The sequence below is a fragment of the Enterobacter sp. V89_11 genome, assembly GCF_029967775.1.
In the GTDB taxonomy this organism is placed as follows: Bacteria; Pseudomonadota; Gammaproteobacteria; order Enterobacterales; family Enterobacteriaceae; genus Enterobacter; species Enterobacter ludwigii.
Map to the genome: position 1 here is coordinate 185552 of NZ_JASCAN010000002.1, position 24555 is coordinate 210106.

Below are 24555 nucleotides of genomic sequence, written 5' to 3' on the forward strand. Positions count from 1 at the left end.
GAGTTAATTATAAAGGGAACATTTAAATGAGTACTCTACTAAGAAGTGCTGCGCTCGTTCTGTGCGCAGGGGTTAGCTGCGCGCACGCAACGGAATCAGCAAAACATTGGGAATTTAATATCGGTGCCATGTATGAAATTGAAAACGTCGAAGGTCAGGGCGACGATAAAGATGGATTATATGAACCCTCTGTGTGGTTTAATGCCACATGGGATGCCTGGACCCTTTCGCTGGCAATGTATCAGGAAGGACCGGTTGATTACAGCAGCATGACCCGTGGGACCTATTTTGACCGTCCGGAATTTGAATTACGCTATCGCTTTATTGGCACCGATGATTTTACACTCGGGTTGACCGGCGGTTTCCGTAATTACGGTTATCACTTTAAAGATGAACACGGTGCCAAAGACGGTAGCGCAAATATGCAGCGCTACAAAATTCAGCCGGACTGGGATATTAAATTGTCCGACGACTGGCGTTTTGGTGGCTGGTTTGCCATGTATCAGTTTGCAAATGACCTGGAAAAAACCGGTTATGCCGACAGCCGTGTAGAAACGGAAACGGGTTTTACCTGGACCATTAATGAAACCTTCTCTGCAAAAGTGAACTATTATCTTGAGCGCGGTTTCAATATGGACAGTTCACGTAATAACGGCGAATTTTCAACGCAGGAAATTCGCGCGTATCTGCCTGTTTCATTAGGCCAGACGACGCTCACGCCATATACCCGTCTGGGGCTGGATCGCTGGTCGAACTGGGACTGGCAGGACGATCCCGATCGTGAAGGACACGATTTCAACCGACTGGGTCTTCTGTACGCGTATGACTTCAACAATGGATTATCCATGACGCTGGAATACGCCTACGAATGGGAAAACCATGACGAAGGCGACAGCGACCGTTTCCACTACGCGGGTGTTGGCGTTAATTACGCGTTCTGACAGACCGGATGCCAGGGGCTTTCAGCCCCTGGTTTTAACGAAGAGAGGGCGCTAACGTAAAATGGGTATCGACAAGCACTTTTTGTGGCGCAGGCTGACCGGCGATACGCCTGAAAAGAAGATTGCAGCTCTCTTCACCCAGCTTGCGGGTTGGGATATCAAAGCCCCCGGGTGCTGGCGTTAAAATGAGAGAGAGCATCGGGTCACTGTATCCTGCAATCACAACCTGCTCAGGAATCCTCAGATCCAGAGTATCCGCCGCGCGATAAAGGCTGAGTAACTTCATGCTGTCGGTGGCAAATACCGCATCAGGTGGCGTGGCCGAGGAGAGCAATTCTGTGGCCGCGGCAAGCGCGCTTTCATGGGTATATCCGCCGTCGATGATCCACGCCGGGTTAATGGTGATGCCGTGTTTTTCCAGGCTGGATTTATAACCGGCAAGACGATCAATCGAAACATGATAATTGAGCGGCGCATGCAGACAGGCAATGTTACGTCGGCCATTTTTAATAAAGGTTTCTGTTAGCGTGGCGCTGTCGTGAAAATTATCCGTGTCGACCGAGTAAATATTCTGAAAATCACCTTCGACTTTCCCGATGACGACCACCGGTACGCCATAAGCATCCAGCGTTGTGAAAAAGGATTCATTTGCCGGTGAGCTCAGCATGATGATCCCTTTAATCATTTTTTGTTTTATTTTACTTTCGCATTTCAACAGATCGTCTTCACTGCTTTTCGAGGTTTGCAAAATAACGTCAAAACCTTCCTCTTCAGCTTTGGCTGTAATGGCATGCAGAACATCAGAGAAAAAAGGGTTGCCGGCGGTGGTTTTCGTCGAGCGTGTCGAAATAACCATAATGGCGTCGAAGCCAGAAGAGGTCAGGGCGCGGGCGAGTTTATTGGGTTGATAATTTAATTCGTCAATCGCCTTCAACACTTTTTCACGCGCTTCAGGAGAAATATTCGTTTGTTTATTCAGAACGCGGGAGACGGTTGATTTCGAAACGCCGGCAACCCGTGCGATATCATAGATGGTGGGTGACATACACCTTACTCACTCCTGACTAACAGCAATGTCGTTCATCTTACTGGAGAGAAAACGGCAATAGCAATAAATAAGAATTGATAATCAACGATCTGCCCCCATTTATTGTATTCTGAAGCAATGTATTTGAGGCTTCCGGGCAATGAAGGACGGCGATGAAGCGACTTAAGAACGAACTCAATTCACTGGTGAACCGTGGCGTTGACCGTCATCTGCGTCTGGCGGTGACGGGGCTGAGCCGCAGCGGCAAGACGGCGTTTATCACCGCGATGGTGAACCAGCTGCTTAACCTGCACAGTGGGGCGCGGCTGCCGCTGCTGAGCGCCGTGCGGGAAGAGCGCCTGCTGGGGGTTAAACGTGTGCCTCAGCGCGATTTTGGCATTCCCCGTTTTACCTATGATGAAGGGCTGGCTCAGCTTTATGGTGAACCGCCCACCTGGCCGACGCCGACGCGCGGGGTGAGTGAAATTCGCCTTGCGCTGCGTTTTCGCTCTAATGAATCCCTGATGCGCCACTTCAAGGATACCTCCACCCTGTATCTGGAAATTGTGGATTACCCCGGTGAGTGGTTGCTCGATTTACCTATGCTGGCACAGGACTATCTCAGCTGGTCACGGCAGATGACGGGGCTGTTGCAGGGCAACCGCGCCGAGTGGTCGACGAAATGGCGAAAACTGTGCGAAGGCCTGGATCCGCTGGCGCCTGCCGATGAAAACCGGCTGGCGGCGATTGCCGAGGCCTGGACGGAGTATCTGCATCAGTGTAAGCAGGAAGGGCTGCATTTCATCCAGCCGGGCCGTTTTGTTCTGCCGGGAGATTTGGCGGGCGCACCTGCGCTGCAGTTTTTTCCGTGGCCGGACGTGGATGGCATCGGGGAGTCAAAACTGGCCCAGGCGGACAAACACACTAACGCCGGAATGCTGCGCGAGCGTTACAATTACTACTGTGAAAAAGTGGTGAAAGGTTTTTATAAAAACCACTTTTTACGTTTTGACCGCCAGATTGTGCTGGTGGATTGTCTGCAACCGCTGAACAGCGGGCCGCAGGCCTTCAACGATATGCGCCTGGCGCTGACACAGTTAATGCAAAGTTTTCACTACGGGCAGCGCACGCTGTTTCGCCGTCTCTTCTCACCCGTTATCGACAAGCTGCTGTTTGCGGCCACAAAAGCCGATCACGTGACGGTCGATCAGCATGCCAATATGGTGTCGCTGCTGCAGCAACTGGTGCAGGACGCCTGGCAGAATGCCGCGTTTGAAGGGATCAGCATGGATTGCCTTGGACTGGCTTCCGTACAGGCGACACAGAGTGGGTTGATTGACCTTAATGGCGAGAAAATACCGGCATTGCGCGGGAATCGTCTCAGCGACGGCGAACCGCTTACTGTCTATCCGGGCGAAGTGCCCGCACGCCTTCCGGGGCCGGCCTTCTGGCAGAACCAGGGCTTCCAGTTTGAAGCCTTCCGCCCGCAGGCCATGACGGTCGATCAGCCGTTACCGCATATCCGTCTGGATGCGGCGCTGGAGTTTTTGATTGGAGATAAATTGCGATGACGGAACCGTTAAAACCGCGCATTGATTTTACCGGAACGCTTGAGCAAGAGCACCCGGAGGCGTTTAAAACCGCGCAGACGTTTAATGGCCCGCAGGCAGATAATTTTGCCCCGGCGCTGACCGAAGAGCTGCTTGTTGAAGAGGGGCCGGCTGAAGCGGTGGTGGAAGCCGCGCTACGCCCAAAACGCAGCCTGTGGCGAAAGATGGTGACTGCCGGGCTGGCATTGTTTGGCGTTAGCGTGGTTGGGCAAGGCGTCCAGTGGGCGGTCAACGCCTGGCAAACCCAGGACTGGGTCGCGTTGGGCGGCTGCGCTGCCGGTGCTCTGATTGTGGGGGCGGGTGTCGGGTCTGTTGCGACCGAGTGGCGTCGCCTGTGGCGCCTGCGACAGCGCGCCCATGAGCGTGATGAAGCGCGGGATCTGCTCCACAGTCACGGAACCGGCAAAGGCCGCGCGTTTTGTGAAAAGCTGGCCAGTCAGGCGGGTATTGACCAGTCGCACCCGGCGCTTCAGCGCTGGTATGCCGCTATCCATGAAACCCAGAACGATCGTGAAGTGGTGACGCTGTATTCCCACATGGTGCAGCCGGTGCTGGATGCCCAGGCGCGGCGCGAAATCAGCCGCTCTGCTGCGGAATCAACCCTGATGATTGCCGTCAGCCCGCTGGCGCTGGTGGATATGGCGTTTATCGCCTGGCGTAACCTGCGTCTGATTAACCGGATTGCTGCTTTATACGGCATTGAGTTGGGGTACTACAGCCGCCTTCGCTTGTTCCGTCTGGTATTGCTCAACATCGCCTTTGCCGGAGCAAGCGAGCTCGTGCGGGAAGTGGGGATGGACTGGATGTCGCAGGATCTGGCGGCGCGTCTCTCTGCCCGTGCCGCGCAGGGTATTGGTGCCGGTTTGTTGACCGCCCGTCTGGGCATCAAAGCGATGGAAGTGTGCCGTCCACTGCCGTGGATTGATGGCGATAAGCCGCGATTGGGGGATTTCCGACGTGAGTTAATCGGTCAGCTCAAAGAGACGCTCAATAAAAAACCGGTTCAGTAGCCGGTTTGGTCATTAATCGTGCTGGCTGTCAATATTTGTTGACAGCCATCTTCCCGATCACCGTGTTCTGACATATCATTTTAATGTTATTGGCTTAAAACGGTGAATTTCCCATGCGTCTTGAAGTCTTCTGTGAAGACCGTCTCGGTCTGACCCGCGAATTACTCGATCTTCTTGTTTTACGTAGCATTGATTTACGTGGCATTGAGATCGATCCTGTCGGGCGAATTTACCTCAATTTTGCCGAAATTGAATTTAATACGTTCAGTAGCCTGATGGCAGAAATACGCCGTATCGCTGGCGTTACGGATGTACGCACCATTCCCTGGATGCCGTCGGAGCGTGAGCATCTGGCATTGAGCGCATTGCTTGAAGCCATGCCAGAGCCTTTCCTCTCCCTGGATTTAAAAAGTAAGGTTGAGCGTGTTAACCATGCCAGCTGTCAGCTGTTCGCGCAGAGTCAGGAAAAACTCAGCAACCACAATGCAGCACAGTTGATTCCCGGCTTTAACTTCCAGCGCTGGCTGGACAGCAACCCGCAGAACACCCACAGCGAGCATGTGGTTATCCACGGACAGAATTTCTTAATGGAGATAACGCCGGTCTATCTGAAAGGCGAGGCCGACACGCGCGTTCTGACCGGCGCCGTGATCATGCTGCGTTCCACCGTGCGCATGGGCCGTCAGCTGCAAAATATCTCCAGCCAGGATGTGGGGGCATTCAGCCAGATTATTGCCGTCAGCCCGAAAATGCGGCATGTGGTGGACCAGGCGCGCAAACTCGCGAGTCTGACCGCGCCACTGCTGATTACCGGCGATACCGGTACCGGGAAGGACCTGCTGGCGCACGCTGTGCACCTGGCCAGCCCGCGAGCGGCAAAACCGTATCTGGCCCTGAACTGCGCCTCGATTCCGGAAGATGCCGTCGAAAGCGAATTATTTGGTCACGCGCCGGAAGGTAAAAAAGGGTTCTTCGAGCAGGCTAACGGCGGTTCCGTGCTGCTGGACGAGATTGGTGAAATGTCGCCACGCATGCAGGCCAAGCTGCTGCGCTTCCTCAATGATGGCACGTTCCGCCGTGTAGGCGAGGATCACGAAGTTCATGTGGATGTGCGTGTGATTTGTGCGACGCAGAAAAACCTGGTCGAACTGGTGCAAAAAGGGGTATTCCGCGAGGATCTCTACTACCGCCTGAATGTCCTGACCCTGAATATCCCACCGCTGCGCGATTGCCCGCAGGATATCATGCCGCTGACCGAACTCTTTGTGGCGCGCTTTGCCGACGAGCAGGGAGTACCGCGTCCGAAGCTTTCAGCCGATCTCGGCACGGTGCTCATGCGCTACGGCTGGCCGGGCAACATTCGCCAACTCAAGAACGCCGTTTACCGCGCACTGACGCAGCTGGAAGGTTATGAACTGCGGCCGCAGGATATTCTGTTACCGGATTACGATGCCGGGACGGTGTCAGTAGGTGAAGAGGCGATGGAAGGTTCGCTGGATGACATTACCAGCCGTTTTGAGCGCTCCGTGCTGACGCAACTGTACCGTAGCTATCCAAGCACCCGTAAGCTGGCAAAACGCCTTGGCGTTTCACACACGGCGATTGCCAATAAGTTGCGAGAGTATGGTTTGAATCAGAAGAAGGGTGACGAATAACGGTAAAAAGCCTCTGTAAAGAGGCTTTTTTTTACTCATTCTTTTGCGATAGGGGTGCTATTAATGTCGACCTTTGTCTCTCCCTGAATCGATGCAATTCGGTTCTCCACGTCTTTCACCTGTTGCGGGTTATGGAGCAGGGTATAGGTCAGATCAAACTGTGTGCTGGCTCCCGGTTGCAGTTGCTTAACGCGTTTTTGTTCGCGCTCAATGGTGACCGGGTAGGCGTAGCTGGTACCCGGCTCAATACCGGTGACATAACCTTGCTTCAGGGTGTCGGTGTTTTTCCATAAGGTCAGCACCGGCAACTGGCGGGTATCAAACTGAATGGACGCCCCTTTATCACCGGCTTTATTCACCACGGCCGCGAGGGTTTTGTGGTTGTTATCCGCAAGCGGTTTGAGGTTAAACACCATCTCATCAAAGCCTTTCGTTGGCCCGGCATAGGTCTGCCAGTCGTTGACACCGGCTTTCGCGTAGTCATTGAATGGACTGACGCTCGCAACCGGGGCAAGGAAGCGCGCGCCTTCTTCGAGGATCGGGGTACCAAAGTTGCTGTGGTAGATGATTTGATAATCATGCGGGTAATCGGCATGGTTTGTCAGAACATCATGCAAACTGAACTGGTTGGTTCCTGGGACGTAACGCAGTTCGGTCATGGTCTGCAAATCTGCTTTTTTGAACGTGCTCTCTTTGATCAAACCGCGAATTCGAATTTCATGGGGGGCTGCGTCAGCCACCTCCACTTCAACCTGCGATACAGGCGTATTGCCCGTCTTGCCGTGAAGCGTATAGATTTGGCCGTCAGCCGTGACCGGGTGGCCCGTCCACTCATAGCCACAGCGCACCATCATCTCGTTGAAACCTTCCAGCCAGCCAAGCCCGTTGCGACTTTCCAGATTAATATATGCCGGGTTCACGACCTCTTTTACCGGGGAATCCCAGCCCATTCTGGTGCCGAAGCCTTCCACATGGAGCAGGTTCATGCCGCGAGAGGGGCTTAAGGTAATGGTCAGGCCACTTTTACTGCTGATAACAAGGATTTTGCTGCCTTCCTGTTTCCCACCGTGCAACACTTTTTGTTCAATGCTGAACGCCTGATCTTTTACCTTCAGCTCATCGCTCGTTATTTTCCAGTTTCCTTTCTCCACGCCGCTTTCAGCGCTTGTCAGCACCCAGGTTTTCGCCGCAGCATGACCCGAAATCAAAGCCGCAAGGAGCGTAATAGCCAGTTTAATTTTCATATCCTTTCCTTTTTGCTGAAACGATTATTTGCTTTCGTCAGCAAATCTAATGTTTTGACCTGAAGGGAAATGTGATGTGCTTCACTGGGGAAGAAAATATGAATATTTAAGGTCTAATATGAGAATAAGATCGCAATTAAGTTAACTTCAATACAATTAATTGCACAGTAAATGTGAACGGTGAAGGGTTTAGCTTTAACGATTCAGCTTAAAGGGAATAAAAAACCCCGCCAGTGCGAGGTTTGTCATGTGTCGTCTTCCAGAGCCTGCAAAGAGAAATAAACCCTGTTATTTCATTAGATTGCTAAGCTATATAGAATGCTAAGCATTCATTATGCTTTCAACACGTCCAGCGCGGCAGTGTAATCCGGCTCGGTGGTGATTTCGTTAACCAGTTCGCTGAACACGACGTTGTCATTTTCATCGATAACCAGTACAGCGCGCGCTGCCAGGCCTTTCAGTGGGCCTTCCGCGATGCTCACGCCGTAGTTTTCCAGGAAATCCGGGCTGCGCAGGGTGGAGAGGGTAATGACGTTGCTCAGGCCTTCAGCACCGCAGAAACGGGACTGGGCGAACGGCAGATCGGCAGAAATACACAGCACAACGGTGTTGTCCATTTCCGTCGCCAGCTGGTTGAATTTGCGCACGGATGCAGCACAGACGCCGGTGTCGATGCTTGGGAAAATGTTCAGGACTTTGCGTTTGCCAGCAAACTGAGACAGTGTGACGTCAGACAGATCTTTAGCCACCAGAGTAAAAGCCTGTGCTTTGCTGCCAGCCTGTGGAATGGAACCTGCAACAGTAACCGGGTTGCCCTGGAAATGAACGAGTTGTGACATAGATATCTTCCTGTTTACATATAGTTAACGTCGGGGCTAGTGTATGCCATCAGCGGATAACACGGCAAACCAATTTTTTCGCCTTTCCGGGCCGCAAGGAGTCAGTGATGAGAAGCGTTAAGGTCTATGAAGAAGCCTGGCCATTGCATACCCCGTTTGTGATCTCCCGCGGCAGTCGAAGCGAAGCCAGTGTGGTTGTGGTGGAGATAGAAGAAGACGGCATTAAGGGCGTCGGCGAATGCACGCCGTACCCGCGCTATGGCGAAAGTCTGGCGTCGGTAATGGCACTTATCATGACGCTCGTTCCCGATCTGGAAAAAGGGCTCACCCGCGAGGCGTTACAGCAGCGTATACCCGCCGGCGCGGCACGTAATGCGATTGACTGCGCACTCTGGAGCCTGGAGGCTGCCAAACAGCAAACCTCGCTGACGACGCTGCTAGGCGTCACGTTGCCGACATCGGTTGTCACGGCGCAAACGGTGGTGATTGGCGAGCCTGAACACATGGCCGCCAGCGCAAAAGCACTCTTTGATGCGGGGGCGACGCTGTTAAAGGTGAAGCTTGACGATCGTCTGATCAGCGAGCGTATGGTCGCTATCCGCTCGGCAGTTCCGACAGCCACGTTAATTGTGGATGCGAATGAGTCATGGCATCCCGAAGGCCTTGCCGCACGATGTCAGCTGCTGGCCGACCTGGGCGTGGCCATGCTGGAACAGCCTCTGCCGGCACAGGATGATGCGGCGCTGAAGAATTTTATCCACCCGCTGCCCATCTGCGCGGATGAAAGCTGCCATACGTGCGATAGCCTGGTTGGACTGCAGGGCCTTTACGAGATGGTCAATATCAAACTCGACAAGACCGGTGGGCTGACAGAGGCGCTGGCGCTGGCAGAACAGGCGCAAGCTCAGGGGTTTTCAATCATGCTGGGATGTATGCTGTGTACATCCCGGGCGATCAACGCGGCGCTGCCGCTGGTAAATCATGTCAGTTTTGCCGATCTTGATGGCCCGACATGGCTGGCGGTTGACGTTTCACCGGCACTCACGTTTACCAGCGGCGTCCTTCATTTTTGAGGTTGCCAGCGCAGAAGCTCCACCATGGCTTTTAAATATTTTTCGCTGGCTTCATCTGACGATATCGGCGGGAATTCCGCGGTGATGCAAGGTAATCCCAGGTCGGCACACCAGCTGCCGAATGAGCCAGGGGTTTCATAGCCCACGCTGGAGACAAGCGGCAGGGCGAAAGCATTCGCCAGCCATTCGCCCAGCTCGGTGTGCCGCGGATCTTCGATGCAGGCCAGCGGATCGTGAAAGGTGACAACCCAGGCCGGGTGGATCTTATGGATTAACTGGCACAGCGCCTGTGTTTCCGGCTCCGAGCCCGGCGTGTCGCCGGTCAGTAAGACAACGTCACGCTCTTCGGCGGAGCTGTTCCAGCGATAAACCGTTTCACCGGCGCGCCAGTTTGCTGCAGGGAAATTACGGTTTAAATCGATGCCCCGCGCATTGGCGCGTAACCCAAGCTGACACCCATCCGGGTTGACGGCCAGAATCACGTGATGACGTCGTAAGCTGGGCGTCAACGTGCGCAGCGCGCACGAGAGCGTGACGACAGACGAGTTCTCGTCGCCGTGCGTGCCGGCAATGATCAAGCCGCTGTTGCGATCGGCATCGGGGGCCGGAAACCAAATCAGCGATGCGCCTAAAAATGAACGGCCATACTGCTCTGCACCTGGCGGGAAGGCGCCGCGTTCCGCTCTGGGTCGGGTGATTGCCATAGGAAATCCTGATAAAGAAGTCTCTACTGGCAGTGTTGTGCAAAACTCGCGGTTAATCAAATAGTTTCCGTATGGCGGGAAAATTGCCGGATATCAACTTTCCGGAGGAAGGTATTTGCAATTCTCATTGTCGAAACAAATAATTACGCATCTGCTTATTACCTGAATTCATAAAAGGGGATCTTATGAAGCATCCTGTTTCGCGTCTCTGTACTGCACTGTTGCTGTGCGGACTCTCTTCACTCTCGTACGCCGCTGATGTGCCACAGGGCACGGTACTGGCGCAAAAACAGGAGCTGGTCAGACACATTAAAGATGAGCCGGCTTCCCTTGATCCGGCAAAAGCCGTGGGATTACCCGAGATACAGGTCATTCGCGACCTTTTTGAAGGGCTGATTAATCAGAATGAGAAAGGTGAACTGACCCCAGGCGTGGCGACGCGCTGGCAGAGTAACGATAACCGTATCTGGACTTTCTCCTTACGTGATAACGCGAAATGGTCTGACGGTTCTCCAGTTACCGCTCAGGATTTTGTCTACAGCTGGCAGCGTCTGGTTGATCCGAAAACCACGTCTCCGTTTGCCTGGTTTGCGGCGCTGGCGGGTATCCATAACGCACAGGCGATAATTGATGGTAAAGCCGCGCCAGATACGCTGGGCGTGACGGCCGTAGATGCAAAAACCTTACGTGTGCAGCTGGATAAACCGCTGCCGTGGTTTAGCAATCTGACGGCAAACTTTGCCTTCTATCCGGTGCAAAAGGCCAATGTGGAGAGCGGCAAAGAGTGGACGCGTCCGGGGGCTCTGGTCGGAAATGGCGCCTACGTTCTGAAAGATCGCGTGGTGAATGAAAAACTGGTTGTGGTGCCGAATACACACTACTGGGATAACGCCAAAACCGTCCTGCAAAAAGTGACGTTCATACCGATTAACCAGGAATCCTCGGCCACTAAACGCTATTTGGCGGATGATATTGATATCACCGAATCGTTCCCGAAAAACATGTATCAGAAGCTGCTCAAGGACATTCCGGGACAGGTGTATACACCGCCTCAGCTGGGCACCTATTACTATGCGTTTAATACGCAAAAAGGACCCACGGCCGATGCCCGTGTACGTCTCGCCCTGAGCATGACCATCGATCGCCGCATCATGGCGGACAAAGTGTTAGGAACCGGTGAGAAGCCCGCCTGGCATTTCACGCCAGACGTGACGGCAGGGTTTACGCCAGAAACCTCGCCGTTTGAGCAAATGTCACAGCAGGAACTTAATGCCCAGGCGAAAACGCTGCTTCAGGCCGCGGGCTATGGCCCTCAGCGCCCGCTGAAGCTGAACCTGTTGTACAACACGTCAGAAAACCATCAGAAAATCGCGATTGCGGTGGCCTCGATGTGGAAGAAAAACCTCGGCGTTGACGTCAAACTGCAGAACCAGGAGTGGAAAACCTACATCGATAGCCGTAATACCGGTAATTTCGATGTGATCCGCGCGTCATGGGTCGGGGATTACAATGAGCCATCGACCTTCCTGTCGTTATTGACCTCAACCCACAGCGGCAATATCTCGCGTTTCAACGATCCGGCGTACGATAAGATTATCCATCAGGCGACGCTCGAAAACACGGCGAAAGCGCGTAACGCAGACTACAACATGGCGGAGAAAATCCTCACGGAAAAAGCGCCAATCGCACCTATTTACCAGTACACCAACGGCCGCCTGATCAAACCATGGGTGAAAGGTTACCCCATTAATAACCCGGAAGACGTGGCTTATAGCCGGACGATGTATATTGAGAAACACTGACGAGCCGGGAACCGCCGGTCTTCGTTGTGAACGTTAAATTAAGAGCTGGCGCATTTGCGCCAGTTTTTCTTTATTGAACGAGGGATGTTTGTTCCGTGAGTCAAAGGGGAGGTAAATGATGACGGATGAAAAGAAAGAGAAAGCGTCTTTCCCGGCAGGGTTAGGGATTATGGATAAAATCTGGGAATGGCAATGGATTATCCGCTTCATCTATATTGTCCTTTTCGCCGATCTGGCGCTGCTGGTATACAGCGGGCAAGGAATGTTGACCTGGCCTGTTCAGACACTTAACTGGACCAAACATCTGGGTTTTTTCTGCGTGGCGCTCGCCGCCTTAGGTTTGATTGCCACCACCGTGATGCCTTTTATAGCCAATATCGTCAGGCTATTACTCAATGAGCTCATCTACAGCAGTATCTTCCCGGATTTCTTGCGCGCGCAGAGTGATTATCAGAAGAGGTCGGGTGAAGTTCCTTCAGGCGAAGTACTTGATTTAGCGTTGAAGGAAAACAACCAGTTCCTGCTGAATTATTATGAAAAACATAATGCAAACTGGCGCACGAAATTTCATGAACGATTTAAAGTCGGGGATTTACTCTTTGGGATCCTGTTTTTCATGATGCTTGATGACCATCCGCAGTGGTTTAGCGACGCGCAGCATTCGCTGGTCATCGATCTGTTCAGCCACGGCGGTGAAAGCGGAACCGTTCTCTTTTATACCGTACTTATACTCATCTTTAGTACGCTGATGAGTCTCTGGTTCGGTAAATGGGACTGGGGGAACATCTACTATCCGCCACTGTATCGTGAAAAAGAGGAAGCCCGCAGAAAAGCGCGTGAGCGGGAAGCGCAGTGGGAGCGGCAGGATCGCTAAATCGCCGGGCGACACATTATTCCCCGCGGATTGCTCCCGCCAGGCGCTACTGACGGGAGCAGTGCACTGTTATTCTAGCAATGCACTGAATTTCGCCAGCCATTGCGGATGCGCAGGCCAGGCGGGGGCAGTGACCAGATTACCGTCTACGTGCGCCTGATCAATACCGATATTGGCATAGTGCCCGCCGCCGAGGCGGACTTCAGGCGCACAGGCGGGATAGGCGCTACAGGTTCGTCCTTTTAATATGCCGGCAGCAGCGAGCAGTTGCGGTCCGTGGCAAACCGCAGCAATCGGTTTGCGCGCGGCGTCGAAGGCCTGCACCAGTTTCAGCACGTCATCATTTAGCCGGAGATATTCAGGGGCTCGTCCACCCGGGATTAGCAGCGCGTCATAATCCTGCTCTTTTACGGCGGAAAAATCGGCATTGAGGATAAAACGGTGGCCCGGCTTCTCACTGTAGGTCTGGGCACCGTCGAAATCATGGATCGCCGTCATGATGTAGTCGCCACGGGATTTGTCCGGGCAGACGGCGTCCACCTGATGGCCAATCATCTGTAAAGCCTGAAAGGGCACCATTGTTTCATAATCTTCAGCGTAATCGCCGACCAACATCAGGATTTTCTTGCTCATCATTTCTCACCTTTAGGTTTAACGATGTATAAGATATAGCCTGGCACAGCTGAATTGCCGGAAATAAAAAAAGCCCGTCAGAGAACGGGCGAAATAAGCAAATGATTTAATGATTCGTTATCAACTTGTTGGAGGATAACGTTGCGTATTTTACGCACCTCTTACCGGTGCTGATACCTGACAAATTCGGTAGGTGAAACAAGGAATTAAACATGCGTCATAGCGCATCGAAGGTGGGGTAGATACTGTTCTCAAGGTATTCCACCAGAAACCAGATCTCACCGCTGAAAATAAACCAGAAGCCGAATATAATAACGAATAAAATAATTATGGTGAGTATTATTTCTGTTTTTCCCATTGCACATCTACCCACCTGTGGTCCATTTATTCGAGAGGGGCATTGTAACGGGGCTTACGGAGATACACCAGTTTCATGCCGCCAGGACTTTATTGCGCCCATCACTTTTGGCGCGATAAAGCGCATCGTCCACACGTTTAAACAGCTCATCCATACTCTCGCCCGGATTATGTCGCGCCACGCCAATGCTGACGGTGAAGCGAGGTAAACCCGGGATCGTGATGCGGGCGACCGCATCGCGCACAGTTTCGGCGATTTGCAGGGCGGTGTCGAGCGGGGTGCGCGGCAGCAGGATGACGAACTCCTCACCGCCCCAGCGGAAGACCAGGTCCTCTTTGCGGCTACAGGCTTCCAGCGTGCGCGAGAGCGAGATCAGTACCTCATCACCTTTCAGGTGGCCGAAGAGGTCGTTGATATTTTTGAAGTGATCGGTATCCACCAGCAGCAGGCTAAATTGCTGCTGCGCGGGAAGATGATGGGTATTGGCCTGGTCGGTGATGATATAGAACTGACGCCGGTTGAGCAGGCCCGTCATGGAATCACGCAGCGCCGCGTGTTCCAGCTCCTGCTCCAGCCTTTTTTGCTCGGTGATATCGTGGATAATGCACAACATCAATTTGTCACCGTAAATTTCAATCGGCCCGGCATAGGTCTGAACATGGCGGGTGGAGCCATCGGCCAGACGGTGGATAAAGTTGAGGGGCTTATGGCCGCCCGGCAACGCGGCAATTTCCGTCATTACGGGGATCACATCCCGCCCCAGGGTATTGATTTCCCAGGTATGTTTCCTGCACATTTCATCATGCGCATAACCGTAAAAAGTCAGCGCCGCCAGATTGGCATCCACAATCTGGCCATCCCGGGACGGATCGATAAGCAGCATTGGCGCGCTGTTGGTCAGGAAAAAGCGCGCGTAAAATCCCTGTTTTTTGCGCTGGTAGGTCGCGGAGCGGCTGGCCTTAAGCCCGGAGAGAACCTGCTGCGTCAGCCCTTCAAAAACAATAACATTCCCCTGGGGCACGAAATGGGCAAGCGAGAGACGGCAGCTCAGCGCGGTTTCATGTCCATCGCGCGAGATGGTCCAGATTTCGACGATCTCCTGCTCACTCTTCAGTTCAGGCACATACATCGACAGCACGTGATGCGCATTGGCGGAATAGGTACCTTTGCGTAGGTCATCCAGGGTTTTATCGCCCATGATCTGAGCGGCGGCCACATTTGCAAAAATGATCTGTTCTGAAGCAGGTGAAATGAGCCACACGGGGGTTTTAATTAAATTCAGCGCATCAAAACAATTTTGCGACATAGCGTATTCCTGTACATCGGCACCATGTGCCTGAGGATCATGACAGAATTAACGGGAGTGGACTCCTTTGAAACATACTCTACTTAACCCGGTCAGGCATGATTTTTTTGTGAAATATATGCGGGTTCCGCATGAATTTTACCAATGGGTATAATTTGTTTGTCTGAGTTTTTTTGCAGCAGCAGCCAGGGAACCTGTTCGGCAGGTAAAGGACGGGAGAAAAGGAACCCCTGCAGGTAATCACAGCCGAGGTCCGTCAGCACCACCTGTTGTTCTTGCGTCTCGATCCCTTCTGCAACCACATTCATTTCCATGGTCCTGGCGATATTAATAATGGTTTCCACCAGCTTGCGGCTTTTTTCATTTACCAGCATCGAGTGCACAAAGCTCTTGTCGATTTTTAGTTCTTTAGCGGGCAGAACGCTCAACATCAGCAGGTTGGAATAGCCGGTGCCAAAATCATCAATCGAGACGGTAATCCCGGCTTGATTGAACGCATTGAGTAATTCAATACTGCGGTCGAGATTTTTCAGTGCGGTACTTTCCGTCACCTCAAGGATAAGCCGGGAGGGCGACAGATTATATTTATGCAACATCGACGAAATGATGTGGAAGATATCCGGCTGTTCGAACTGGACGGGGGAGAGGTTAAAGGACAATGTCCACTGGCTGAAACCTTGTTCTGTCCAGAAATGAAGCTGACGGCATGCCGCTTCAATCGCCCAGTTCCCCACCGGGATGATCAGCCCCGTTTGTTCCAGCGACGGTAAAAACAGATTAGGCAGCAACACCCCTTGCTCAGGGTGCCGCCAGCGCAGAAGGGCTTCAAAACCGTGAATAGTGGAGTCTTTTGCATGCCAGGTCGGCTGATACCACAGTTCAAACTGATCGCGTTCCAGCGCCTGAGTTAACTCCTGCAGGAAGCCGGGGTTGGCCGGAATGGCCGTTGACATCTCGTTCCGGTAGACGGCCCAGCCGTTTCGTCCATCCTCTTTGACGCGATTCAGGGCCGCATCGGCTTTTAGCTTCAGCTCATGCAGCGTCTCGCCATCCTGCGGGTAGAGGCTGACCCCCGCGCTGATTGTTGTGCTCAGCGTGTGCCCACAAAGTGAAAACGGGCGGCGCATATCCTCCAGCAATGTTGTGAGCAGCGCGTTGATTTTATCGTCGTCACACTCGGGAACCAGCAGGATAAAGGCGTCGCCGCCAAGCCTGGCGAGGGTCATCTCGCGGGTAAGGCGGGCGGTAATGCGCTGCGCGAGAGAGATTAACAACTCATCCCCGGTGTTGTGGCCCCAGGTATCGTTGATGCGTTTGAAATGATCGACGTTGAGGAAAATCACGGCGAATGGCTTCTTGCTGAGCAATGCGCTGCGCAGGCAATCCTGCATCCGAATGTCCATCTGGTGGCGATTAGCGAGACCGGTGAGCGCATCAAAGCGCGCCTGCAGTTCAAGCTGACGATTAAGCTGGCGTAGGTTGTCGGTCAGTCGGTTCGTCCGCCGGTGTGAATCGATAAGCGAAATCATTAACATACCGCCGAGCAGGCACAGTGTGGTGACAGAAACCCAGACCGATAACCCCAGCTCGCTGATACCGCCGGGCAGGGTATGCGTCATTTCCTGAAAATGGGCGGCACGCATGCCGGTGTAGTGCATCGCGCAGATGGCGACACCCAACACGCAGGCCGCGAGAATACGATTGATAAACACCCCTTTGCGCATATCCCGCAGGCGAAATGCCAGCCACAGCGCCGCGCCGGAGGCCATAACGGCAATCAACACGGACACGGCAACAATGCGTCGATCCCAGAGAATATGGCTGTCCAGCATCAGTGCGGCCATACCGATAAAGTGCATACAGACCACGCCAGCGCTCAGGAGCACCGTGGCAACGATCAATCGAAAAGGGGAAAGGGTTTTACCCGTTACGGCAATATTGATGGCGACCGTGGATGCAACCACCGCCACGCCCAGTGAGGCGAGGGTTAACCAGAGGTTATAGCTCATTATCATCGGCATTTGCATCGACAGCATGCCGATGAAGTGCATTGACCAGATCCCGATCCCAAGCGTGACGCCTCCGGCGATACGCCAGAACATCGCCGTTTTACGGCTGGAAAGCGGGATTTTTCCGGCGCTGTCCAGGGCCACAAATGAGGCGATAAAGGCCACCAGATACGAGAGGGCTATTAACACAGGGTCCCACGATATATTGAGCATTATGCAATCCCACGCCAAAGAGGGTTACCGATTTCGCCTGCCGGGCACGTCTTTAACTGGCAACGTACATGCGCATTGAAATAATATGAGTTATGTATCGTGCAAAACGACCGGTCATATTAAAACGTTAAGGCTGGCGGTGAATATAAAATATATTCTTTCCGGCACCTATTAAGCATTGCTAAACAAAGGCGAATAATTGCAGCAAAGCTCCTTAAATATGAGCGCGGCCATATTGTCTCATCGCAGGCGATGGTATCGCTTAAAGTGGCAGGAAACCAGTATCACAGGATGCTGCATATAACATTTTCACTAATACCCTGTTTTTATCTGACTTAAGTTAAATATCAGGTGGCTAACGGCGAAAGGTGAAACCAGCGTTGTTCATCAGGACAAACAACAACACGAATGCTATAAATCTTAATGCCGACCTAAATATAAAATCGTGGATATAATCATGCTAAGAAATATTAGTGTCAGAACCTTCATTGCCGGGTTCCTTTTATGTCTTTTCCTGGTTGATGCAGGTGTCGTTGTTCTATTTTCCAGCAAATCCTCTCTCTTTATTTCACTCAATATCATTAATTTCGTTGCGCTATTTTTGCTCTGGGGCTACATGACAAAGTATCTTGTGACGCCGATCAATACGGTGAAAAAAAGTATTGAAGAAGTGACTGCAGGCAATCTTGGCGTGACTATCCCTGAATTTGGCAATAACTGTGCAGGGCGTTTAATCCCCGGGATTAACAGCCTCTCCAGCAACATCGCGACCCTGGTACGCGAGATCAGGGCCTCGTCGCAAACCGCCATGACCTTGTCCGATCAACTCTCCGCGCGTAGCGCGCAGCTTTCGGTGAAAACAGAGCAGCAGTCTGCATCGCTGGTGCAAACGGCTGCCAGCATGGAGCAGATGGCAGCAAGTACCCGAAATAATGCCGATAACACCCGACTGGCCAGCGAGCAGGCAAACAGGGCGACACTGCAGGCGCGCAAAGGTGGCGAGTTGATGGGGCAGGTGGCCACCAATATGCAATCCATTACCGAATGTGCACAGCAAATGACGGAGATTATCTCGATGATCGACGGCATTGCCTTCCAGACGAATATCCTGGCGCTAAACGCGGCCGTTGAGGCGGCCAGAGCCGGTGACCACGGCAAAGGGTTTTCGGTGGTGGCAGAAGAGGTGCGAAACCTGGCCCACCGCAGCGCGGACGCCGCCAAAAACATCAAAACGCTGATTGAAGTGACCAGCAATAACGTTACTCAGGGCGTGACCGTTGTGTCCGAAGCTGAAAAGAATATGCAAGAAATTGTGACCGGCTCCGGCAATGTCAGCCAGTTGATGGATGACATTTTCACCTCGACGTCAGAGCAGGAGAAAGGCATTTCCCAGATTACGCTGGCTTTGTCTGAGCTGGAACGGGTCACGCAAAGTAACGTTACGATGGCAGAAGAACTCAACGGATCCTCTGATGTACTGCGTAATCAGGTAAGTGAACTGCAGGCGCGGACGCGTAACTTCCGGCTCGAAAAGGGGTATCAGGTTGAATCCACGCCTTCGCATGCTGCCCCGCTGTCATTCCACTCGCGTCCCGGTCACTCCCTCTGATGCGCGAAAAGAGCCTGGTCACCGGGCTCTTTTATCCCGACTTCTCGCCGCTGAATTATCCTCCCGTGCGGTCTGAAAAGGCGCCTGGCGGAATACGGTTATTTCCTGAGCGAATTCAGCGCGATGCGAAACATAGTTGTTGCTTAACCCCTGATGAAAGCTAGACTGACAACGAAAGAGCTGAAAAGGGGGAGGCGCGGTGGAGAGTATAAAAGGATCAGAACTAAACGTTCCTGATGCAGTTTTTGCCTGGGTGCTGGATGGTCGTGGCGGTGCCCGACCGCTGGAAGACAACGATGTCATTGATAATGAGCATCCCTGCTGGCTACACCTTAACTATACCCATCCGGACAGTGCCGACTGGCTGGCCTCGACGCCGCTCCTGCCGAACAACGTGCGTGATGCGCTGGCGGGTGAAAGCCTGCGGCCACGCGTGAGCAGAATGGGGGACGGCACGCTCATCACTTTGCGTTGCATTAACGGCAGCACCGATGAACGTCCTGATCAGCTGGTCGCGATGCGTGTTTATATGGACGATGGTCTGATTGTCTCCACCCGTCAGCGTAAAGTTCTGGCGCTGGATGACATTGTGAACGATCTGAAAGAGGGCACCGGGCCGACCGATTGCGGAAGCTGGCTGGTGGACGTCTGCGACGCGCTGACTGACCATGCGAGTGAGTTTATCGAAGAGCTGCACGATAAAATCATCGACCTCGAAGATAACCTGCTCGATCAGCAGATCCCGCCGCGCGGTTTTCTGGCGCTCCTGCGTAAGCAGTTAATTGTCATGCGCCGTTATATGACGCCACAGCGGGACGTATACGCGCGTCTGTCCAGCGAAAGGCTCAACTGGATGAATGACGATCAGCGACGCCGAATGCAGGATATTGCCGACAGGCTGGGGCGCGGACTTGATGAAATCGATTCCTGTATTGCCCGCACGGGCGTCATGGCGGATGAAATCGCGCAGGTGATGCAGGAGTCGCTGGCAAGAAGAACCTATACGATGTCGCTGATGGCAATGGTCTTTCTGCCGAGCACATTCCTGACGGGATTGTTTGGCGTGAACCTGGGCGGAATTCCCGGCGGAGCGGCCCATTATGGCTTTACCGCATTTTGCGTCATGTTAGTTGTTTTGATCGGTGGTGTTGCATGGTGGTTGCATCGTAGTAAATGGCTGTAAATTTACGCTTTTTTCAGCTTTTACGGAGATCAAAACGCTCTTTTAATTGAGCGAAGTCAATAAACATTGGCCTCGTAAGGTGCAATATTACTCCCGCAGGTGAATGCAACGTCAAGCGATGGGCGTTGCGCTCCATATTGTCTTACTTCCTTTTTTGAATTACTGCATAGCACAATTGATTCGTACGACGCCGACTTAACTAGTCGGCTTTTTTTTGCCTCCTGTTCCCCAGCGTCTACCCTAAAAGGGACGTCAGTAAAACCTGGAGGGAATGATGAGCATCTTACTCGCTCTGCAACTGCAGTATTCACGTCAGTCCGATCCGATCCCCACCGATCCGACGCCGATGCCCGATCCTGTTCCGCGACCGCAACCCATGCCTGACCCGCCGCCCGATGAAGAACCGATTAAATTGTCGCATCGAACCCCGAGATCTGCGAGGATACGCGCCATCTGACCGCAAAGATGACCACGAGAGACTATTGTGACCGCTTTTTCAACCCTGAATGTACTGCCCGCCGCCCAACTCGATAACCTCAACGAGTTGGGATACCTCACCATGACGCCTGTTCAGGCGGCCGCATTGCCCGCCATTCTTGAGGGGCGTGATGTACGCGTTCAGGCTAAAACAGGGAGCGGAAAAACGGCGGCTTTCGGTCTGGGTCTGCTACAGCATATTGATGCTGCGCTGTTTCAGACGCAGTCTCTGGTGCTGTGCCCAACCCGCGAACTGGCGGACCAGGTCGCGGGCGAGCTGCGTCGTCTGGCGCGATTCCTGCCTAACACCAAGATTTTAACCCTCTGTGGCGGACAACCGTTTGGCGCACAGCGTGATTCGCTTCAGCATCCTCCACACATCATTGTGGCGACGCCTGGCCGACTGCTCGACCACCTGCAAAAAGGTACGGTCTCGCTGGATGCATTACACACGCTGGTCATGGATGAGGCAGACCGGATGCTGGATATGGGCTTCAGCGATGCTATCGATGAAGTGATCCGTTTCGCGCCTGCAGACCGTCAGACGCTATTATTTTCGGCGACCTGGCCTGAAGCGATCGCCGCAATCAGTGGCCGCGTGCAGAAAAATCCGCTCACCATCGAAATTGACAGTGTTGATGCGCTGCCTGCTATCGAGCAGCAGTTTTATGAAACGTCCCAGCACGGAAAAATCGCGCTCCTGCAGAAGGTGCTCAGTCAGCATCAGCCCGCTTCCTGCGTGGTGTTCTGTAACACCAAAAAAGATTGTCAGGCGGTCTGTGACGCCCTGAACGCCGCAGGGCAGAGCGCGTTATCGTTGCATGGCGATCTGGAACAGCGCGATCGCGATCAGACGCTGGTCCGTTTCGCCAACGGCAGTGCCCGCGTGCTGGTTGCCACCGACGTGGCGGCGCGCGGTCTGGATATTAAATCGCTTGAGCTGGTCGTGAACTACGAGCTGGCATGGGATCCTGAAGTACACGTTCACCGTATCGGCCGTACTGCGCGTGCCGGAAACAGCGGTCTGGCCATCAGCTTCTGCGCACCGGAAGAGGCGCAGCGCGCCAATATTCTGTCTGAAATGCTGCAGATTAAGCTTAACTGGGTGAATGCACCGGGCAACGTCAGTCTCGTTCCGCTGGAAGCAGAAATGGCAACGCTGTGTATTGATGGCGGTAAAAAAGCCAAGATGCGTCCGGGTGATGTGCTCGGTGCGCTGACCGGAGACGTGGGGCTGGATGGGGCTGATATCGGCAAGATTGCGGTACATCCTGCACATGTTTATGTTGCTGTTCGCCAGTCGGTTGCCCATAAGGCCTGGAAACAGCTGCAGAACGGGAAAATCAAGGGTAAAACCTGTCGCGTTCGTCTGCTGAAATAAGATTTAAACGCGTCTCAGACGGTGGTCTGAGACGCGTTTGCGTTATTTCACTATTTCACTTCCACGACATTCAGGCGCAGTTCTTCAAACTGATTGTCATCTTCTTCTGGCTGCCAGCCAGCAGGTTTCACGGGGATCTCTTCCCGGTCAAACGCCAGATCGCCGCCATTCACCACTTCCGACTCATGGTTGATACCTTTGAAATCGAAAAGCTCAACGTCCGCGAGGTGAGAAGGCACTACGTTCTGCATCGCGCTGAACATGGTTTCGATACGGCCCGGGTAGCGTTTGTCCCAGTCACGCAGCATGTCACCAATCACCTGACGCTGCAGGTTCGGCTGAGAGCCGCACAGGTTACATGGAATGATCGGGAACCCTTTGGCCTGAGAGAACCGCTCGATATCTTTCTCGCGGCAGTAGGCAAGCGGGCGGATCACAATGTGTTTGCCATCATCGCTCATCAGTTTTGGCGGCATGCCTTTCATCTTGCCGCCGTAGAACATGTTCAGGAACAGCGTCTGCAGGATATCGTCGCGGTGATGGCCGAGTGCGATTTTGGTTGCACCCAGTTCTGTCGCGGTACGGTACAGGATGCCGCGGCGAAGACGAGAGCAGAGTGAGCAGGTGGTTTTGCCTTCCGGGATCTTCTCTTTCACAATCCCGTAGGTATTTTCTTCTACGATTTTGTACTCAACGCCCTGTTTTTCCAGGTATTCCGGCAGAATGTGCTCCGGGAAACCAGGCTGTTTTTGATCGAGGTTAACCGCCACCAGGGAAAACTTCACCGGCGCGCTTTGCTGAAGATTACGCAGGATCTCCAGCATGGTGTAACTGTCTTTACCACCTGACAGGCAGACCATAATGCGGTCGCCTTCTTCAATCATATTGAAGTCTGCAATGGCTTCACCAACGTTACGGCGCAGACGCTTTTGCAGTTTGTTCAGGTTGTATTGCTCTTTCTTATTAATATCTTGATTTTGTTGCATTTAATCTGTACTCAAATTTCAAATGGGGCACCAGTGGGGCAAACGGTTTAGAGGGGCAGCTTCTTTCCGCATTGCCCTCTCTTTGCTGTTCATCTCTTCACTCTATGAAGCTTAGATTTCAAACACCCTCTGCGCATTTTAGTGCCCCATCTGACTGGCAATAAAAGACGGGTCAGCGCCTGCGGTTAACCACCAGCATGCGAAAGTGTGCCGTGTATGGTACGGATTGTTGCGCCGAATGCCAGCACGTTTTACAGGATTTTGAATTGTGGACGGCAGCAACCTTGCTTTGTGATATCGCGTATAATGCGGCTTCGACATACTCTGAACATTCCAGTGGCTTATGCTATGACCCTCAATCGCTTTTGTTATTTGCTTCTGTTGATCGCCGCAATCGGAAGTCTATTCACCTCGTATCCGTTTATCCTGTGGCTCCTGCTTATCAACGTACTGACGTTAGCGACGTATGGCGCCGACAAAATGGCGGCGCGAAGGGCCATGCGCAGAGTGCCGGAAGCCACACTGCTGGTATTTGGCCTTATCGGCGGATGGCCCGGGGCGATTATAGGTCAGCAACTGTTTCGCCATAAAACGCAAAAGCAGCCCTTCAAAACCTACTTCATTGTCAGTGTCATCGTCAGTATTTCAGCGATGGTGGCGGTGTACCAACTCTTTCCTGTTTTAACGTACTGAGCGTGTACAAACGGAATGCAATAACGCGCTGACCACGGTAGATAACTAAAAACGACTGCCAATAGTAGTAGGAATATTCTTAAGGTGTTGCTGTTTTTTGCACGATCTGAATAATGTGTGCAACGACACGGATGACAACATCTCATGAAAATTCAAACTATTACACTGGCAATGCTGGTGGTCGTTTCTGCGCCTTCGAGGTCAGCTTTTCAGGAGCGGGAATATAATACCTGGTATATAAAAAATGCTGTTCTTTACGATATGACCCAGACTTCAGACGGTTTCCCGGTCATGTTGAGCATCTCTCAGCCTGAGCGGAAATCAGCAAATTTGCTGGTCTCCTATATCACCGAAGGGCGCTGTGGCGGGACCCGACAAGAACTTAACGTGAATGGCAAAGTGCTTCCGGCCACGTATTATTGTGTTCAGGTCGGGCAGAACCGGATAGAGCATTTTTCGGTGAAAGATGCACAGAGCGTTAACGGCATGGTTAACCATCTGAAATCGGATTTTACCTTACTTCTTCAAAACGACATCAAGGTCTGGGCCGCGAACATTAATGCGCCCAAATACGGCCTCGCGCCGCGATTCTGACACGTACACCTCGACCTCATCGCCTGTTAGCGGAGGGGTTACGCCCTGTATCACAGAATAAATAGCATCCGTGACAACGCCACGTTTTACCACAATCCTGCTACGCTTTTTGTGTTGTACAAGGGAGCACAAACATGAAGAACAAAGATGAACAAACGGGATTAGTGGGACTGGCGATTGGTGCCGCCGTTATCGGTCTTGTTTCAGCACAGCAACCCATCCATCGCGACAGTATTGTGAGTGAACTGGTCAGACTCGGCAGACAGAAAGGCGATGGCGTTGAAGATGAGGTTTTCGTTAAGGCTGCCGAACTCGTGAGAAAGGGGGTGTAACC

At 52.8% G+C, this 24555-nt stretch carries 22 protein-coding genes and 1 pseudogene; 13 read left to right on the forward strand and 10 right to left on the reverse strand.

What is annotated here, in order from left to right; all coding sequences use genetic code 11:
* Nucleotides 1–26: 26 nt before the first annotated feature.
* Nucleotides 27–941 (forward strand): OmpG family monomeric porin, encoded by a 915-nt coding sequence (locus tag QLG09_RS02510; protein ID WP_025204021.1) that lies wholly within the window; start codon nt 27–29, stop codon nt 939–941.
* Between the two features lie 34 nt (nt 942–975).
* Here the strand turns inward: QLG09_RS02510 and QLG09_RS02515 are convergent, their stop codons facing one another.
* Nucleotides 976–1986: a LacI family DNA-binding transcriptional regulator gene (locus QLG09_RS02515; protein ID WP_020882468.1), complete on the reverse strand. Its 1011-nt coding sequence runs from the start codon at nt 1984–1986 to the stop codon at nt 976–978.
* A gap of 155 nt (nt 1987–2141) precedes the next feature.
* On the opposite strand from QLG09_RS02515, the gene QLG09_RS02520 reads away from it, so the two are divergent.
* The 3 genes from QLG09_RS02520 (at nt 2142) to tyrR (ending at nt 6243) form a co-directional block, all read left to right on the forward strand.
* The gene (locus tag QLG09_RS02520; RefSeq protein ID WP_049021890.1) at nt 2142–3539 is read left to right on the forward strand and encodes a YcjX family protein; all 1398 of its coding nucleotides are present in this window, start codon (nt 2142–2144) and stop codon (nt 3537–3539) included.
* Nucleotides 3536–4588 (forward strand): YcjF family protein, encoded by a 1053-nt coding sequence (locus tag QLG09_RS02525; protein WP_020882470.1) that lies wholly within the window; start codon nt 3536–3538, stop codon nt 4586–4588. The genes QLG09_RS02520 and QLG09_RS02525 overlap by 4 nt, the downstream gene beginning before the upstream one ends.
* A 113-nt stretch (nt 4589–4701) precedes the next feature.
* Entirely contained in the window at nt 4702–6243 is a 1542-nt protein-coding gene (gene tyrR, locus QLG09_RS02530) for a transcriptional regulator TyrR (RefSeq protein ID WP_014170325.1), read from the forward strand.
* Nucleotides 6244–6278: 35 nt separating this feature from the next.
* Here the strand turns inward: tyrR and QLG09_RS02535 are convergent, their stop codons facing one another.
* Both QLG09_RS02535 and tpx read right to left on the reverse strand, forming a co-directional pair.
* Nucleotides 6279–7487, reverse strand: coding sequence for an aldose 1-epimerase family protein (locus QLG09_RS02535; protein ID WP_049023910.1), 1209 nt, complete (start codon nt 7485–7487; stop codon nt 6279–6281).
* 332 nt (nt 7488–7819) lie between these two features.
* Entirely contained in the window at nt 7820–8326 is a 507-nt protein-coding gene (gene tpx / locus QLG09_RS02540) for a thiol peroxidase (RefSeq protein ID WP_020882472.1), read from the reverse strand.
* A 107-nt stretch (nt 8327–8433) separates the two neighbouring features.
* On the opposite strand from tpx, the gene ycjG reads away from it, so the two are divergent.
* A complete protein-coding gene (gene ycjG, locus QLG09_RS02545; protein ID WP_049023911.1) occupies nt 8434–9399 on the forward strand; it encodes an L-Ala-D/L-Glu epimerase in 966 nt (321 codons plus the stop codon).
* On the opposite strand, the gene mpaA is transcribed toward ycjG, so the two are convergent.
* Nucleotides 9390–10103 carry a murein tripeptide amidase MpaA gene (gene mpaA, locus QLG09_RS02550; protein ID WP_020882474.1) on the reverse strand — a complete coding sequence of 238 codons (714 nt, stop codon included), beginning with the start codon at nt 10101–10103 and terminating at the stop codon, nt 9390–9392. The genes ycjG and mpaA overlap by 10 nt on opposite strands.
* A gap of 185 nt (nt 10104–10288) precedes the next feature.
* Here mpaA and QLG09_RS02555 point away from each other — a divergent pair, with 185 nt between their 5' ends.
* Both QLG09_RS02555 and QLG09_RS02560 read left to right on the forward strand, forming a co-directional pair.
* Entirely contained in the window at nt 10289–11905 is a 1617-nt protein-coding gene (locus tag QLG09_RS02555; RefSeq protein WP_049022936.1) for a peptide ABC transporter substrate-binding protein, read from the forward strand.
* Nucleotides 11906–12020: 115 nt separating this feature from the next.
* A complete protein-coding gene (locus tag QLG09_RS02560) occupies nt 12021–12779 on the forward strand; it encodes a hypothetical protein (RefSeq protein ID WP_049022935.1) in 759 nt (252 codons plus the stop codon).
* A 69-nt stretch (nt 12780–12848) separates the two neighbouring features.
* On the opposite strand, the gene QLG09_RS02565 is transcribed toward QLG09_RS02560, so the two are convergent.
* The 4 genes from QLG09_RS02565 to QLG09_RS02580 all read right to left on the reverse strand — a co-directional run bounded on the left by QLG09_RS02565 (nt 12849) and on the right by QLG09_RS02580 (nt 17298).
* On the reverse strand, nt 12849–13412 hold the full coding sequence (locus QLG09_RS02565; protein WP_025204027.1) for a DJ-1/PfpI family protein: 564 nt from the start codon (nt 13410–13412) through the stop codon (nt 12849–12851).
* 217 nt (nt 13413–13629) lie between these two features.
* Nucleotides 13630–13770: an Ecr family regulatory small membrane protein gene (locus QLG09_RS02570; protein WP_020882478.1), complete on the reverse strand. Its 141-nt coding sequence runs from the start codon at nt 13768–13770 to the stop codon at nt 13630–13632.
* 73 nt (nt 13771–13843) lie between these two features.
* A complete protein-coding gene (locus QLG09_RS02575; RefSeq protein WP_014170316.1) occupies nt 13844–15076 on the reverse strand; it encodes a sensor domain-containing diguanylate cyclase in 1233 nt (410 codons plus the stop codon).
* 92 nt (nt 15077–15168) lie between these two features.
* A complete protein-coding gene (locus QLG09_RS02580; protein ID WP_282488719.1) occupies nt 15169–17298 on the reverse strand; it encodes a GGDEF domain-containing phosphodiesterase in 2130 nt (709 codons plus the stop codon).
* Nucleotides 17299–17755: 457 nt separating this feature from the next.
* Here QLG09_RS02580 and QLG09_RS02585 point away from each other — a divergent pair, with 457 nt between their 5' ends.
* From QLG09_RS02585 to dbpA, 3 genes are all read left to right on the forward strand, one after another.
* The gene (locus QLG09_RS02585; protein WP_083599680.1) at nt 17756–18907 is read left to right on the forward strand and encodes a methyl-accepting chemotaxis protein; all 1152 of its coding nucleotides are present in this window, start codon (nt 17756–17758) and stop codon (nt 18905–18907) included.
* Between the two features lie 199 nt (nt 18908–19106).
* Complete coding sequence (gene zntB / locus QLG09_RS02590) at nt 19107–20090, forward strand: zinc transporter ZntB (protein WP_047356423.1); 984 nt, start codon at nt 19107–19109, stop codon at nt 20088–20090.
* A 484-nt stretch (nt 20091–20574) separates the two neighbouring features.
* A complete protein-coding gene (gene dbpA, locus QLG09_RS02595; RefSeq protein ID WP_014170312.1) occupies nt 20575–21948 on the forward strand; it encodes an ATP-dependent RNA helicase DbpA in 1374 nt (457 codons plus the stop codon).
* 50 nt (nt 21949–21998) lie between these two features.
* Here dbpA and ttcA read toward each other — a convergent pair whose 3' ends face one another.
* Nucleotides 21999–22934 carry a tRNA 2-thiocytidine(32) synthetase TtcA gene (ttcA, locus tag QLG09_RS02600; protein WP_049022931.1) on the reverse strand — a complete coding sequence of 312 codons (936 nt, stop codon included), beginning with the start codon at nt 22932–22934 and terminating at the stop codon, nt 21999–22001.
* A 114-nt stretch (nt 22935–23048) separates the two neighbouring features.
* A pseudogene (locus tag QLG09_RS02605) lies at nt 23049–23189 on the reverse strand (tyrosine-type recombinase/integrase); the annotation flags it as partial.
* 93 nt (nt 23190–23282) lie between these two features.
* Here QLG09_RS02605 and QLG09_RS02610 point away from each other — a divergent pair.
* The 3 genes from QLG09_RS02610 to QLG09_RS02620 all read left to right on the forward strand — a co-directional run bounded on the left by QLG09_RS02610 (nt 23283) and on the right by QLG09_RS02620 (nt 24553).
* Nucleotides 23283–23627, forward strand: coding sequence for a DUF1294 domain-containing protein (locus QLG09_RS02610; RefSeq protein WP_063435130.1), 345 nt, complete (start codon nt 23283–23285; stop codon nt 23625–23627).
* A 144-nt stretch (nt 23628–23771) separates the two neighbouring features.
* Nucleotides 23772–24221 (forward strand): hypothetical protein, encoded by a 450-nt coding sequence (locus tag QLG09_RS02615; RefSeq protein WP_020884006.1) that lies wholly within the window; start codon nt 23772–23774, stop codon nt 24219–24221.
* A 134-nt stretch (nt 24222–24355) separates the two neighbouring features.
* On the forward strand, nt 24356–24553 hold the full coding sequence (locus QLG09_RS02620) for a hypothetical protein (RefSeq protein ID WP_014170281.1): 198 nt from the start codon (nt 24356–24358) through the stop codon (nt 24551–24553).
* Nucleotides 24554–24555 lie beyond the last annotated feature (2 nt).

Coding starts and splice junctions, on each gene's coding strand:
- QLG09_RS02510 (WP_025204021.1), top strand. CDS start 27: ATGAGTACTCTACTAAGAAGTGCTGCGCTCGTTCTGTGCGCAGGGGTT.
- QLG09_RS02515 (WP_020882468.1), bottom strand. CDS start 1,986: ATGTCACCCACCATCTATGATATCGCACGGGTTGCCGGCGTTTCGAAA.
- QLG09_RS02520 (WP_049021890.1), top strand. CDS start 2,142: ATGAAGCGACTTAAGAACGAACTCAATTCACTGGTGAACCGTGGCGTT.
- QLG09_RS02525 (WP_020882470.1), top strand. CDS start 3,536: ATGACGGAACCGTTAAAACCGCGCATTGATTTTACCGGAACGCTTGAG.
- tyrR (WP_014170325.1), top strand. CDS start 4,702: ATGCGTCTTGAAGTCTTCTGTGAAGACCGTCTCGGTCTGACCCGCGAA.
- QLG09_RS02535 (WP_049023910.1), bottom strand. CDS start 7,487: ATGAAAATTAAACTGGCTATTACGCTCCTTGCGGCTTTGATTTCGGGT.
- tpx (WP_020882472.1), bottom strand. CDS start 8,326: ATGTCACAACTCGTTCATTTCCAGGGCAACCCGGTTACTGTTGCAGGT.
- ycjG (WP_049023911.1), top strand. CDS start 8,434: ATGAGAAGCGTTAAGGTCTATGAAGAAGCCTGGCCATTGCATACCCCG.
- mpaA (WP_020882474.1), bottom strand. CDS start 10,103: ATGGCAATCACCCGACCCAGAGCGGAACGCGGCGCCTTCCCGCCAGGT.
- QLG09_RS02555 (WP_049022936.1), top strand. CDS start 10,289: ATGAAGCATCCTGTTTCGCGTCTCTGTACTGCACTGTTGCTGTGCGGA.
- QLG09_RS02560 (WP_049022935.1), top strand. CDS start 12,021: ATGATGACGGATGAAAAGAAAGAGAAAGCGTCTTTCCCGGCAGGGTTA.
- QLG09_RS02565 (WP_025204027.1), bottom strand. CDS start 13,412: ATGAGCAAGAAAATCCTGATGTTGGTCGGCGATTACGCTGAAGATTAT.
- QLG09_RS02570 (WP_020882478.1), bottom strand. CDS start 13,770: ATGGGAAAAACAGAAATAATACTCACCATAATTATTTTATTCGTTATT.
- QLG09_RS02575 (WP_014170316.1), bottom strand. CDS start 15,076: ATGTCGCAAAATTGTTTTGATGCGCTGAATTTAATTAAAACCCCCGTG.
- QLG09_RS02580 (WP_282488719.1), bottom strand. CDS start 17,298: ATGCTCAATATATCGTGGGACCCTGTGTTAATAGCCCTCTCGTATCTG.
- QLG09_RS02585 (WP_083599680.1), top strand. CDS start 17,756: ATGCTAAGAAATATTAGTGTCAGAACCTTCATTGCCGGGTTCCTTTTA.
- ttcA (WP_049022931.1), bottom strand. CDS start 22,934: ATGCAACAAAATCAAGATATTAATAAGAAAGAGCAATACAACCTGAAC.
- QLG09_RS02610 (WP_063435130.1), top strand. CDS start 23,283: ATGACCCTCAATCGCTTTTGTTATTTGCTTCTGTTGATCGCCGCAATC.
- QLG09_RS02615 (WP_020884006.1), top strand. CDS start 23,772: ATGAAAATTCAAACTATTACACTGGCAATGCTGGTGGTCGTTTCTGCG.
- QLG09_RS02620 (WP_014170281.1), top strand. CDS start 24,356: ATGAAGAACAAAGATGAACAAACGGGATTAGTGGGACTGGCGATTGGT.